The sequence below is a fragment of the Bittarella sp. HCP28S3_D9 genome, assembly GCF_052065655.1.
In the GTDB taxonomy this organism is placed as follows: Bacteria; Bacillota; Clostridia; order Oscillospirales; family Ruminococcaceae; genus Bittarella; species Bittarella massiliensis.
This window is the reverse complement of the sequence record NZ_JBQHTP010000007.1, coordinates 26,987-39,095: the sequence shown is the minus strand read 5'-3', so window position 1 is coordinate 39,095 and position 12,109 is coordinate 26,987. Positions and strand designations below refer to the sequence as shown.

At 62.1% G+C, this 12,109-nt stretch carries 10 protein-coding genes and 1 riboswitch; of the genes, 6 read left to right on the top strand and 4 right to left on the bottom strand.

The genetic code is table 11. The features are described from left to right. Positions 1-38 precede the first annotated feature (38 nt). Together ACTNAU_RS05510 and ACTNAU_RS05505 are read right to left on the bottom strand one after the other, a co-directional pair. On the bottom strand, positions 39-1,649 hold the full coding sequence (locus ACTNAU_RS05510; RefSeq protein WP_441097811.1) for an amidohydrolase: 1,611 nt from the start codon (positions 1,647-1,649) through the stop codon (positions 39-41). 219 nt (positions 1,650-1,868) lie between these two features. After that, entirely contained in the window at positions 1,869-2,444 is a 576-nt protein-coding gene (locus ACTNAU_RS05505; RefSeq protein ID WP_216402333.1) for a xanthine phosphoribosyltransferase, read from the bottom strand. 307 nt (positions 2,445-2,751) lie between these two features. On the opposite strand from ACTNAU_RS05505, the gene ACTNAU_RS05500 reads away from it, so the two are divergent. From ACTNAU_RS05500 to ACTNAU_RS05490, 3 genes are read left to right on the top strand one after another with little or no spacing between them, the layout of a single operon-like run. After that, positions 2,752-3,363, top strand: coding sequence for a helix-turn-helix transcriptional regulator (locus ACTNAU_RS05500; protein WP_441097810.1), 612 nt, complete (start codon positions 2,752-2,754; stop codon positions 3,361-3,363). After that, on the top strand, positions 3,267-3,605 hold the full coding sequence (locus ACTNAU_RS05495; RefSeq protein WP_441097809.1) for a GNAT family N-acetyltransferase: 339 nt from the start codon (positions 3,267-3,269) through the stop codon (positions 3,603-3,605). Before ACTNAU_RS05500 ends, ACTNAU_RS05495 begins: the two co-directional genes overlap by 97 nt. Then, on the top strand, positions 3,598-4,968 hold the full coding sequence (locus ACTNAU_RS05490) for an MATE family efflux transporter (RefSeq protein WP_441097808.1): 1,371 nt from the start codon (positions 3,598-3,600) through the stop codon (positions 4,966-4,968). Before ACTNAU_RS05495 ends, ACTNAU_RS05490 begins: the two co-directional genes overlap by 8 nt. A 424-nt stretch (positions 4,969-5,392) precedes the next feature. Here the strand turns inward: ACTNAU_RS05490 and ACTNAU_RS05485 are convergent, their stop codons facing one another. Beyond that, the gene (locus tag ACTNAU_RS05485; RefSeq protein WP_441097807.1) at positions 5,393-7,006 is read right to left on the bottom strand and encodes a hypothetical protein; all 1,614 of its coding nucleotides are present in this window, start codon (positions 7,004-7,006) and stop codon (positions 5,393-5,395) included. Further along, a complete protein-coding gene (locus ACTNAU_RS05480; protein ID WP_021658901.1) occupies positions 6,999-7,709 on the bottom strand; it encodes an ABC transporter ATP-binding protein in 711 nt (236 codons plus the stop codon). Before ACTNAU_RS05480 ends, ACTNAU_RS05485 begins: the two co-directional genes overlap by 8 nt. Positions 7,710-8,206: 497 nt before the next feature. On the opposite strand from ACTNAU_RS05480, the gene ACTNAU_RS05475 reads away from it, so the two are divergent. The 3 genes from ACTNAU_RS05475 to ACTNAU_RS05465 all read left to right on the top strand — a co-directional run bounded on the left by ACTNAU_RS05475 (position 8,207) and on the right by ACTNAU_RS05465 (position 11,845). Next, positions 8,207-9,148, top strand: a complete 942-nt coding sequence (locus ACTNAU_RS05475) for a 4Fe-4S cluster-binding domain-containing protein (protein WP_216402336.1) — start codon at positions 8,207-8,209, stop codon at positions 9,146-9,148. A gap of 66 nt (positions 9,149-9,214) precedes the next feature. After that, positions 9,215-9,311: riboswitch (THF riboswitch) on the top strand. A 189-nt stretch (positions 9,312-9,500) separates the two neighbouring features. Then, positions 9,501-10,070, top strand: a complete 570-nt coding sequence (locus ACTNAU_RS05470) for a folate family ECF transporter S component (protein ID WP_441097806.1) — start codon at positions 9,501-9,503, stop codon at positions 10,068-10,070. A gap of 953 nt (positions 10,071-11,023) precedes the next feature. Then, complete coding sequence (locus ACTNAU_RS05465) at positions 11,024-11,845, top strand: AAA family ATPase (RefSeq protein WP_441097805.1); 822 nt, start codon at positions 11,024-11,026, stop codon at positions 11,843-11,845. The last annotated feature ends 264 nt before the right edge of the window (positions 11,846-12,109 follow it).

Here is a 12,109-nt window from a genome sequence, read left to right as displayed (position 1 = left end):
CGCGAACACCGTTCGCGCGCTCTTTTGTCGCCTGTCCCTCAGGCGCGGTAGAGGGTCTCGCCCTCGCGGATGGTCTCCACCACCCGGATGTCGCAGATCGCCATGGGGTCCACCTCCATGGGGTCCTGGTCGAGGATGACCAGGTTGGCCAGCTTGCCGGGGGCGATGGAGCCCTTTTCGTCCTCTTCAAAGTACTGGTAGGCGGCGTTGATGGTCACGGCCTTCAGCGCCTCCAGGGGGGAGATGCGCTCCGCTTTTCCCATGTCGGCCCCCGAGAGGCTGATGCGGTTGACCGCGCACCAGACGGTGCGGAGCATATCCGGCTCCAAGACGGGGGTGTCCTGGTGGAAGGTGAAGGGGATGCCCGCCTTTAAGGTGGAGGCGGCGGGGGAGATGCGGGTAGCCCGCTCCTGCCCCAGGTTTTTCAGGTGGGTGTTCCCCCAGAAATAGGTGTGGGCGACAAAGTAGGAGGGCATCATCCCCAGCTCCTTCATCCGGGGCACCTGGTCGCCGGGGCGGACCGTCTGGGCGTGGATCATCACCGGGCGGCAGGTGTCTTTGTCCGGCAGGGCGGCCTTGGCCGCGGCAAAGGCGTCCAGGTACTGCTGCGAGGCGGCGTCGCCGTTGCAGTGGCAGAGCAGCTGCATCCCCTCGCTCATGGCGATTTTGCAAAACCGCTCCACCTCGGCGTCCTTGTAGATGGGGTAGCCGCAGTAGCCGTCCCGCTCGCCCTCGTAGGGGGCGGAGAGCCAGGCGGTCTTGCCCTGGGGCGAGCCGTCGAGGAAGATCTTGTAGCCGCCAATTTTCAGCCGGTTGCGGTATTGGCGCAGGTACTCGGGGTTTTCCTTGGCGATGTCCGCCTCGTCCTTCAAGTCGACATAGCCCACCAGGTCCAATTTCAGGCTGCCGTGCTCGGCCAGGGTGCGCAGCAGGGTGAAGTTCTGGTGCTTGACCATCCCCTCCTGGGCGGTGGTGATGCCGTGTTTGAGATACACCTCCTGCGCCTTTTCGCAGAGGGTCAGCATCTGTGCGAAGGTGGGGGCCAGGCCGGAGGCGGAGGAGGAGAAGGCGATAAAGGCGTTTTCCTCCAGATAGCCGCTGAGCTCCCCGGTGGCGTAGTCCCGTCCAATTTTGCCGCCCTCGGGGTCGGGGGTCTGGGGGGTGTAGCCGCCCTGGTTTAGGGCGATGGTGTTGGCCACCCCCATGTGGCCCGACTGGTGGGTGATGAGCACCGGCCGGGTGGAACTGACCTGGTCGAGCACCTGCCGGGTGGGGTGGCGCCCCTCCTCGAGGCGGTTGTGGTCATAGCCAAAGCCGACGACCCACTGGCCGGGCTCCAGATCCCCGCTGGCGACGGCCTCTCGCAGCCGCTGCACGATCTGCCGGTAGCTGGTGCAGTCCCCCAGGGGGACGGCGTGCAGGGTGTTTGCCAGCATGGAGAGGTGGCTGTGGGGGTCGATGAAGGAGGGGAGGAGGGTCTTTCCCCCCAAGTCCACCCGGCGGACGCCGGCGTCGGCCAGCTGCTCCATGGCGGCGAGCGCGCCGGCCCCCAAAATGCGGCCGTCTGCCACCAAAACAGCCTCGCAGCGGCACTGGTCGCCGGGCTCCATGGTGTAGATGTGGCCGTTGTAGTAGAGCGTTTGTGACATATTGCGTTTCACCCTTCTTTTCTGTGCCGCCGGGAGGGGCGGCCGATATACAGTAGTCTAGTCTCCGGCCCGGAGAGATATGCCGGGCCGTGTTTTCTATTGTAGTGGGCGCTCTGGCGGCAGCTATGAAAAAATTGTAAATTCTGCGCGAAAAAAGGAGACGCCCCCTCTCGGCGGTCGAGAGGGGACGTCCCCGGCAGTGGCATTTGGGCGGGTGGGTCAGTCGGCAAAGACCAGGCTGTCGTCGCTCATCTCCTTGATGACGGCCAGGCTCTCCAGCCGGACGCCGGTCTGGCGCACCAGCTCCCCGCCGTCCTGAAAGCCCTTTTCGATGACGATGCCGCAGCCGGCGATGGTGGCGCCGGCCTGCTGCACCAGTTGGATGAGGCCCAACAGGGCCTGTCCGCGGGCCAAAAAGTCGTCGAGGATGAGGATGTGGTCCCCCGGGTTGACAAACTTGCTCTCCACCTGAATGTCAAAGGTGGTGCCCCGGGTGTAGGAGGTCACCTGGGCGGTGAGGATGTCCCCGTCCAGGTTCTTGGACTTGGTCTTTTTGGCAAAGATCACCGGCACGTTGCCGAAGTGACGGGCGGCGATGGCGGCGATGCCGATGCCCGACGCCTCGATGGTGAGGATCTTGCTGACCGGCACCCCCGCGAACCGGCGCGCAAACTCCGCCCCGATCTCGTCGAGAAGGGGGATGTCCATCTGGTGGTTGAGAAAGCTGTCCACCTTCAAAATGTGGCCGGGCTTGACCTTTCCGTCCTGTAAGATGCGCTGCTTCAAGAGTTCCATAGGCGTCTTTCCTCCTGCTTTCCATTTTCCAAAGTACCACCAGGATACCACGGCGGCAGGACAGAAAGAAATGGGCAAACTGCTCACAAATTTGTCGATTTTTTGGGGGCGGTCTGGCACCGTTGGCATCTGTCCCGAAAAAAAGGCGGCCGTTTGACAGCGGCGGGGCATTTCGACGGCAAACCGTTTCCGCTTTTGGGGCGGTTTTTCGCGCCTCCCCGCACAAAATGGGCAAAGTGGGCAAGGGGGAGAAAGCGCCCTGCGCGCCGATCTGCTATACTGAAAAAACAGAGAGGGGGGAGCGCCGTTGAACAGCGCGCGAAAACTGGCGGCAGAGGCGGTCGCCATCATCGAGGGGGAGCTGCAGCGCCGCATCTCGCTGGCCGAGTTGGCCGAGCGGCTGCACTACTCCCCCTACTACCTGCAGCGGGCCTTTGTGGGGGCGGTGGGGCTGCCGCCCGCCCGCTACGCCCAGCGCCGCCGGTTGACCGAGGCGGCGCTGCAGCTCTGCTACACCCGCCGGCCCCTGGCGGACATCGCCCTGGCGGCGGGGTATGAGAGCCAACAGGCCTTCACCGCCGCCTTTGCCGCCTTCTACAAGCAGCCGCCCCGCGCCTTTCGGGAGGAGGGCCGCTTTTACCCCCTGCAGCTGCGCCATCGCCCCCGGCAGCTCTGCTCTCTGCCAGAGGGGCGCGGCGGTTTGGCGCGGTGCGCCCGGCCCAAAGGGAGGACATCCCCGCCTGGACAGAGCTGGCCTTTTCCACGGTGGAGGGCTTTCCCCACCTGGAGGCGGAGGGGTTTGGCCGCGCCCTTGCGGCGGCGGTGGCGGAGGGGCGGGCCTTCCTCCTGCCCACCGGGGAGGGGGAGCTGGCGGGGGCGGTCATCCTGGGGCGCGCGCCCGGGTGGATCGATTACCTGACGGTGTCGCCCCACTGCCGGCGGCGGGGGGCGGCCCGGGCAATGCTCCGCTTTGCTGCCGCCCGCTGGCCGGGCAGCCCCCTCTACCTGACCACCTTCCGCGCGGGGGACCGGGCCGACCCGGGCTATCGGGTCGCCTTTTTGCGCCTGGGCTTTGTCGAGGGCCCCCTGCGGGTGGAATTTGGCTACCCCACCCAGCAGATGATCCTCTTTTCCCCGGAGGGGAGGCGGCGGGATGGGTAAAAAGAACGAGGGGGCCAACCCCCTGGACCGGGCCTTCGGCCCCGCCGCCCTGCTGCGCTTTGCCCTGCCCACAGTGGGGACCATGCTCTTCATGGGGCTTTACACGGTGGTGGACACCCTGTTTATCGCCCGGCTGGTGGGGACCGACGCCCTCTCGGCAGTGAACATCGTCTGCCCGGTCATCAACCTGACGGTGGGGCTGGGGACCATGCTGGCCACCGGGGGGAGCGCCCTGGTGGCGAGGGAGATGGGGGCGGGAAACGCCCTGGCCGCCCGCCGCAAGTTCACCCTGCTGGCCCTCTTCAGCGGGGCCCTCGGGGTGCTGATCGCCCTGGGAGGGCTGCTCTTTTTGCCCTCCCTCGTCCGGGGGCTGGGGGCCAGCGACCGCCTCTACCCCTACTGCCGCGACTACCTGGCCGTCATCCTCCTCTTCACCCCGGCGGGGCTGGGGCAGGTGTTCTTTCAAAACCTGCTGGTGACGGCGGGCCGCCCCGGGCTGGGGCTGGCGCTCACCCTGGGGTCGGGCTGCGCCAACGCCCTGCTGGACTGGCTCTTCATCGTCCCCGGGGAAATGGGGGTGGCGGGGGCCGCCCTCGGGACCGGGATCGGCTACGCCATCCCCGTGGCGGCCGGTCTCTGGTTTTTCGCCCGGGACGGGGGGAGCCTGCGCTTTGCCCGCGCCGGCGGCGGGTGGCAAGCGGTGGCCGAGAGCTGCCGAAACGGCTGCAGCGAGATGGTGGGCCAGCTGGCGGCGGCGGTGACCACCTTTCTCTTCAACGCCGCCATGATGGCCCGCCTGGGGGAGGAGGGGGTGGCGGCCATCACCGTCCTCATCTACTCCCAGTTCGTGCTCAGCACCCTCTACATCGGCTTCTCCATGGGGGTGGCCCCGGTCATCAGCTACCAGTATGGGCGGGGGGATCGCTCGGCCCTGGCGAGGACCACCCACCTGGCCCTGGGGGCGGTGGGGCTCTCCTCCCTGGCGGTGTTTGCCGCGGCCCTGCTGGGGGGCGGCCGGATCGCCGCCCTCTTTGCGGGGGAGGACCTGGCGGTGGCAAATTTGGCGGCGGAGGGGTTCTCCCTCTTTGCCTACTCCTTCCTCTTCTCGGGGATAAACCTCTTCTCCTCGGCCTATTTTACCGCCCTGTCGGACGGCAGGACCTCGGCCCTGCTCTCCTTTCTGCGCACCTTTGGCCTGCTGGCGCCCGCCATCCTGTACCTGCCCCGGGTCTGGGGGAGGGCGGGCATCTGGCTGGCGGTCCCCCTGGCGGAGGGGGGCGCCTTCCTCTGCTCGACATTCTGTCTCTGGCGGCAGCGCCGGCGGCTGGAGGGGGAGGGAAAGACCCCGAGCGCGCCCCGCTGACTGGCCGCCCTCACCCTTGCCCTCGTGCTCGGCGGCAGGAGGGAAGGCGCTCTCTTTGGTCGGGCCGTCGGGCGAATACAGGCGGCCTCTCCGGCCCTTTGGGGGTCAAAAGGGGCGCGCTGTCGCCCCTTCCTCCCCAGTTGGTGGGAGAAGGGCTTCTGCCGGACATCCAAAGGGCCGCGGGCCGGGCCCAATTCGCGCCGGTCAAGCTGCGGGACAAAGGCTTTGCAGACAATGCCCCGCGGACCGGCCAATGCGGCCGAGGGGCGGGCTGCAACTCTCCCCAGCGCCCTCCTCTTTGACCGGCACAAACCAAAAAACAGCAGTCCCCACCCCAGCTGGAAGAAGGGGCTTTCCGCCCCGAACAGAACAAGCGCCGCGCCATCCCCAAAATGGGGCGGCGCGGCGCTCGCGATTTTGCCGCCTATTTGACCCGGAAGTTCTTGGGCGCCCAGCGGTAGATGAGCACCAGGGCGACGGCGGTGTAGAGGACGGTGGCCCCCAGCACGATAAAGGCAAAGCCGGCGGGCTGGCTATCCAGCTTGAGACAGACAAAACAGGCGATGTAGACCACCATGTTCAGCAGGGTGTAGAAGGGGTTTTTGATGTCCAGCTCGGCGGTGTAGGGCTGGAACACGTAGTAGAGGAACAGGTGGTGCACCGAGAAGAAGACGGCCAGCATCAGCACGGTGGCGCAGTAGGAGAGCATATCCAGCGGGGCCCAGTGCAGCCCGGCCGCCAGCCCGAAGGAGAGGACGTAGAGGCAGATGCCCCCGGCGGTGATGAGGTTGAAGCCGCAGAGCCGCCGCAGCCGGATGTGGAAGTTGCGGAGGATGACCTCCTTTTGCCGGTAGAAGCCGTAACGCAGCAGGCTGATGTCGCAGTTGTAGAACATGGCGCGGCAGGCCTGGTCGCCAATGGAGAGCAGGTACATCAAAAAGACCATCAGCGGCAGGGACTGGGGGAGATATCCCCCCAGGTTGCGGGCGATTTCGGGGAAGAAGAGAAGACAGCCGAAGGAGAGAACGGCCGCCACCGCCACCACCGCCAGGCGGCGGCAGACCGGCAGGAAGAAGAGCCGCTTGTGCCGGTCGAAGAAGATGGCGTTGAGGTAGTCGTAGCCCGTCTTCCGGTCGTACTTGCCGGTCTGCAGGGCATCGCCGGCAAAGTCCTTGTCCCGCAGCTTGACCGACGCGAACTGGGCCTGGTTCGAGGCCTTTTTGGCGTCCAATTGCACCTCGCTCAAGGGCAGGGCCTGCCGGGCAAAGGCGGGGTAGTTGCGGTAGCGAAAGAGGCTGTGGGCGGCCAGCGCCCCCAGCCCCAGCAGGGCGGCCCAGAAGAGGGGGGAGGCGACCACCCGCCCCACCGGGGGAATGGCCTGCAAGAAGGGCGGCAGGTAGGCCGCCAGGGGGATGAGGATCACCAGCACCCACTGGTAGGCCATCTTCTTTTGGGTCAGCAGGCCGAAGCGGTCAAACAGCCAGAGCTGCACCCGCTCCCCCACCAGGTGGGCGGCCACCCACAGGGGGGCCAGCAGCAGCCCCCGCAGGACCCCAAAGCCGATGAGGGCTGAGAAGAGGGCGGTGGCGGGCAGCAGGTAGAGAATGTCCATCAGGTGGGAGAAGAGGCCGTTGACCGGCAGGTATTCCTGTGCGGGCATCCCCATCAACTTGACGCAGGTGTACTTGACGGCGCTGGTGTCCCCGATGGCGGTCTTGATGAGGGCGCCCCCCACAAAACTCATCATCAGCAGAAACCAGAGAAAGGCGTCCACCCGCTGCTGGGGGGTGAGGGTCTCCATCACCACCGCCGCCGGCAGCCAGATGGCCAGGCAGACGTAGAGGGCCTTGTAGAGCACTTGGGTGCAGGCCTTGAGCAAAAAGGCCACGGCGCAGACCCCGTCTTTGAGCGAGCCCTCGGCGTAGAGCCGGTCTTTGAAGAGCTTTCCCACCAGGGGCAGGCGCTGGCACCAGTAGATGAGGGTGTTGCCGGTCACCGCCGCCCCGATTTGAAAGCTCTGGCGAAGGGTGTTAATCATGGCCTTCCTCCTTCAAGAGCTCGACCACCCGGTCCTCAAACTCGCGGCTGTGGATGATGGAGGCGTCCACCGGCTCCAACTCGCCCCCGGTGAGGAGGACGATCTCGTCGCAGAGGTCGGTGGCCAGCTGCAGGATGTGGGTGGAGAAGACGATGATGTGCTCGTCCTTCATCTCCCGCAGCAGGTTTTTCATCTCCAGCGCCACCACCACGTCGAAGGAGGTGAGGGGCTCGTCCAGCAAGATCACCGGCGGCTTGGCGATGATGAAGCAGAGCATCTGCACCTTGTTCTTCATCCCGTGGGAATAGTTTTTGATGAGGCGGTGCCGGTCCTCCGGGGCAAAGCGGATCAGGTCGAAGTAGTCGTCGATCCCCATGGAGGAGTGGATCTTCTCCCGGTTGATGTCCATGAAGAACTTGACAAACTCGTACCCGGTGAGAAATTCGGGCAGGATGGGGGTGGAGAAGACGTAGCCCACGTCCCCTTCCTGCAGGGGGCGGGCCCCCGCCTCGTCCACCAGCAGTGCCTGGCCGCCGTCCGGCGGGGTCTCCCCCGACAGGCAGTTGAAGAGGGTGGTCTTGCCCGCCCCGTTTCGGCCCAGCAGGCCGTAGATCTTCCCCTTTTCAAAGGCGAAGTCGGCCCCCTTGAGGACCTGCTTCTCCCCAAAGGACTTGGTGATTCCCTGCAGTGTCAGCTGTGTCATCTGGTCTCCTCCTCCCCCAACGGGGGAAACACGGGTGTGATTTGGTTATTGTATTACTGGAATAATACAATGATACATAACTGTGATTTGTTTGTCAATCCCCTTTCTGGGCAAATCGAGGGGGGAGGAGCGCCTCTTTCTCGCCCGGCGGTCGCCGGGCGAAACCGCCTCTGCCCGGGCGGGGGAAAGCCCCCCTTTTGCAGGGGGGAGGGGATGTGGTATACTGGTCACAGAACAGCTGCTATACCGGGGATGGCTGGGCGCAGGTGCGCAAACGCCGTTTGCTCCCCGCCCTGTGGCCAAATCCCCACTGCGCGCGGTGCTGGTGGCACAACAGCCCATAAAGCGGCGATGATGCGGCCGGTGCGCAGGGCGGATGGGCGCTGGTGGCGCTTTTGCCCCACTGCGCGGGCGATGCTGCTTTGCCCTTGCGGTACCGCAAAAGGGCATCCCCCACAGCCGCAGGGGAAGTTTGACGAGGGAGAGGAGAGAGCGAGATGGAGCGGACAAACCCCTATCTGCACCTTTACGAGCGCTGCCAGCTCTGCCCCCGGCGCTGCGGGGTCGACCGGCTGGCGGGGGAGACCGGCTTTTGCGGCGCAGGGGCCACCCCCAAGATCGCCCGGGCCGCCCTCCACTACTGGGAGGAGCCCTGCCTCTCGGGCCAGGCGGGGAGCGGGGCGGTCTTTTTCTCCCACTGCACCCTGCGGTGCGTCTACTGCCAAAACGCCGACATCAGCGCCCGCCAGCAGGGGCAGGAGGTCAGCGAGGAGGAGCTGGCCCGGGTCTTTCTCCACCTGCAAGAGCAGGGGGCCCTCAACATCAACCTGGTCACCCCGGGGCACTACCTGCCCTCCATCCTCTGGGCGCTGGAACTGGCCCGGGCGCAGGGGCTCTGCCTGCCGGTGGTCTACAACACCAGCGGGTACGAGCGGGTGGAGTGCCTGCGCCTGCTGCGGGGGAAGGTGCAGGTCTACCTGCCCGACTGCAAGTACCTCTCGGCCGAGACGGCCCGCCTTTATTCGGGGGTGGAGGACTATTTTGGGGTGGCCGTGGCCGCCCTGGACGAGATGGTGGAGCAGACCGGCCCGCCCCAGCTGGACGAGCGGGGGGTGATGACCGGCGGGGTGATCGTCCGCCAGCTGCTGCTGCCCGGCCGGGTGGGGGAGGCCCAGCGGCTGACGGCAACCCTGCACGCGCGCTACGGCGACCGGGTCTACCTGAGTTTGATGAACCAGTACACCCCCATCCTCCCCCAGGTGGCCCCCTGGCCGGAACTCTGCCGCACCGTCACCCCCGACGAGTACGACCAGTGGGTGGACTATGCGGTGGACTGCGGGGTGGAAAAGGGCTTTGTGCAGGAGGGGGACACGGCGGAGGAGAGCTTCATCCCCCCCTTTGACGGCAGCGGCCTGCCCGCCTTTTTGCGGCGGGGGTAAGGGCCGCCCTGTCCCGCCAAGTTTCTCTTGTGAACGGGGGCAAAAGCTGCTATACTGGCCTTGCTAAGCAGAGTAGGGGACCGCGCGTTAAGTGCCGCTCGAACGGGGAGTTGTCGGGCGGACGAAAAGGCGACTTGCGGTGCGGTCCCCGCATCCCGCTGCTGCACGGTGAAGGGGGGACGGGTCCGTCCCGCCCCCGCAATACGTTTCCCGGCCTTGGCCGCTCTCCCCACTCGTTGGGGGGGCTGGGCTGGGGGCACTCCTTTACGCGATGTGGCAATACCGGCTTGTACGGGGCGGCGCGCTTTGGCGCACCGCCCCTTTCTGCTGTCAAGAAAGGAGTGTGTGTCCCATGCAGGAGACAACCAAGACCAAAAATCGATTTCGGCTGGCAGCGAGGGAGTTTCGGACCCTGTCCAGCCTGGCGGGGGCGTCGATGATGACCGCCCTCAACGTGGTGCTCAGCTTTTTCACCCTTCGCCTCTCCGAGCTGCTCAAGGTGGGCTTTAGCTTTCTGGCGGTGGCGGCCACCGGCTTCCTCTACGGCCCGCTGCTGGGGGCGGCCGCCGGGGGAGTTGGCGACATCATCAAATACCTCATCCACCCCGACGGGCCCTACTTCATCGGCTTCACCTTCAACGCCTGCCTCTCCGGCTTTCTCTACGGCCTCTACCTCTACAAAAAGCCGGTGAAGCTCTGGCGGGCGGTCTGCGCCAAACTCACCGTCTCCCTGGTCATCAACCTGGTGCTCAACCCCCTGTTTCTCTCCATCCTCTACGGCAAGGCCTTTGTCCTCATCTCCACCGTGCGGCTGACCAAACAGCTGGTGATGTTCCCGGTGGACACTGCCCTGCTCTACGGGATGTTGCGGCTGCTGGAACGGGTGCGGGTGCGGCAGGCGGGGGGGCCCTTTTCCCGGTAGCACAGTTGAAGCGGTTGCGTACCTCCGCATTTCAAAACCCAAAATCGAATATGCACTCTCAAACGATTGGAGAGTATAGCTCAGCCGAGAAAGTGCCTGAATGGCATCTAGGAGATCAGCAAGCCGACCCCGCTTCTCTCCGCCAAAGGAAGTCCTCGAAAACACTGTGTTTTCAAGACTTCCTTTTTTTGTGTGCCGTCCGGGCTTTGGTGTACAAACGTTGCACCCAACGCAGACATACTCTCATGTTTTGGAGTATTGTCCAATTTATATAATTAATTTTTGTGCAGTCTGCTGTTCTCTGTCTTATTTTCTGTATGCAATCCAGCCGCCTGCGCTTATATCCGCTATATCCTCCTCGCTCCATTCGGCGCGCCAGACGCCGCCGCAGTCGATGAAAATACGGGAGATCAGCTACTCCAGAAGCCTTTTGTATCCTGGAAAAGCAAGGGAATCCATTTCCGGTAGACCCCAACGCGGCTTTTTCTGCTCCGCCTTAAGCTCGTCGGAAGTTTTCTTCTACGGCACCCGGTTATCCGGGCGCGGGCTGTTCAGCCTGTTTTGTGGCTTCCCGCGCCGCCGCAAGGTTAATTGCTGCTGTGGAGGGATTGGGGACTTCCTCCATGCCAGGATCGTGCCCTGTTCCACCTCCTGATCCATTACAGAGAGGGCAGGGGAGCGTTGGGAATATCCGACGAGGGGGCCTCGGGAACGTTGGGTTTCCCCAGGCCCGTGTTATTTTTCTCGTCTGTCATTCGCTAACCTCCTTTTCGTGGCACAAAAAGACCAACACAATGGCTGGCCTTTTGGGGAGAGACCCCTTTTTCTAATGGTATAGGTATAGAGATGTCATCCGTAGTCCGTTGAATGACATAATCTTGTGGAATCTGATTGCCTTTTGTGGTGAATAATGTATAATATACTTGTATTTTGTAAGGTGGAGGATAAAATTTGTGTATAGAAGTGAAATCAGACCATCTCAAATCAAAAAATTGTTTGATAAATGTCGAAAGCTTAATTATCAAAAATATTTGAGTAAAGTCGGCTTAGTGAAGTGCAGAGCATTCGTCAACCAACAAATCACATTTGACTTTCCTGTAACTGCACTAATTGGCCCAAATGGTGGTGGAAAAACAACTATTTTAGGTGCCTGCGCTTTGATTTATAAATCCATAAGTCCCCGCCAATTTTTCACCAGAAGTCGTCAATTGGATGAGGAAATGAAAAACTGGTCTATTCAATATGATATGATTGACCGGGAAAAAAGCAAAATAGATATAGTTAAACGTACAGCTTCTTTTTCTAAAGAAAAGTGGTATAGAGATGCGGTGAGTAGACCAGTTCTATTTTTTGGTGTTTCGCGCACTCTACCCGCTGTTGAACGAAAAGATTTGTCTAAGTTTACAAATAGAAATGTGATTTTTAAGAAAGAAGAAATCCAAACATTAGGCACAGAGGCTGCTACACATATTACCAAGATATTAGGTAAAGATGTTAGCAAGTATTCTATTATAAAAACAGATAAATACGGCAATATTGCTCTCCTATCAGGGCAAACAGAAAAAGATGCATCCTATTCAGAGTTCCATTTTGGAGCAGGAGAGTCCAGCGTAATTAAAATGGTATTAGGGATTGAGCGTATTGTAGATCAGGGACTCATTTTGATAGAAGAAATTGAAAACGGACTGCATCCGTTGGCAACAGCTCGGTTGGTTGATTATTTAATTGATGTAGCCGATAGAAAAAGCGCTCAAATTATTTTCACTACACATTAGGTTTCTTTACAAAGGCATAATCATAAATCACAACAAAAACCGAGCCAACCTACATTAAAACGTCGCTTTTTTCAAGGAAAAGGCGGCGTTTTTTCATGGCCCGGTTTTGGAAAGGAGTGGTGCTGACTTTATACTAAAACGAAAGGGGGAATTTTTTTAGCTGGCCGGGCCGGGAGGTCTGGCCTTTTTTCATCTCACGAAAAAGGAGGTTAGCCAATGGCAGATGAAAAAGTAAACGTGAGCCCGGAGGAAAAGAAAGCCCCG

Coding starts and splice junctions, on each gene's coding strand:
- ACTNAU_RS05510 (WP_441097811.1), bottom strand. CDS start 1,649: ATGTCACAAACGCTCTACTACAACGGCCACATCTACACCATGGAGCCC.
- ACTNAU_RS05505 (WP_216402333.1), bottom strand. CDS start 2,444: ATGGAACTCTTGAAGCAGCGCATCTTACAGGACGGAAAGGTCAAGCCC.
- ACTNAU_RS05490 (WP_441097808.1), top strand. CDS start 3,598: ATGGGTAAAAAGAACGAGGGGGCCAACCCCCTGGACCGGGCCTTCGGC.
- ACTNAU_RS05485 (WP_441097807.1), bottom strand. CDS start 7,006: ATGATTAACACCCTTCGCCAGAGCTTTCAAATCGGGGCGGCGGTGACC.
- ACTNAU_RS05480 (WP_021658901.1), bottom strand. CDS start 7,709: ATGACACAGCTGACACTGCAGGGAATCACCAAGTCCTTTGGGGAGAAG.
- ACTNAU_RS05475 (WP_216402336.1), top strand. CDS start 8,207: ATGGAGCGGACAAACCCCTATCTGCACCTTTACGAGCGCTGCCAGCTC.
- ACTNAU_RS05470 (WP_441097806.1), top strand. CDS start 9,501: ATGCAGGAGACAACCAAGACCAAAAATCGATTTCGGCTGGCAGCGAGG.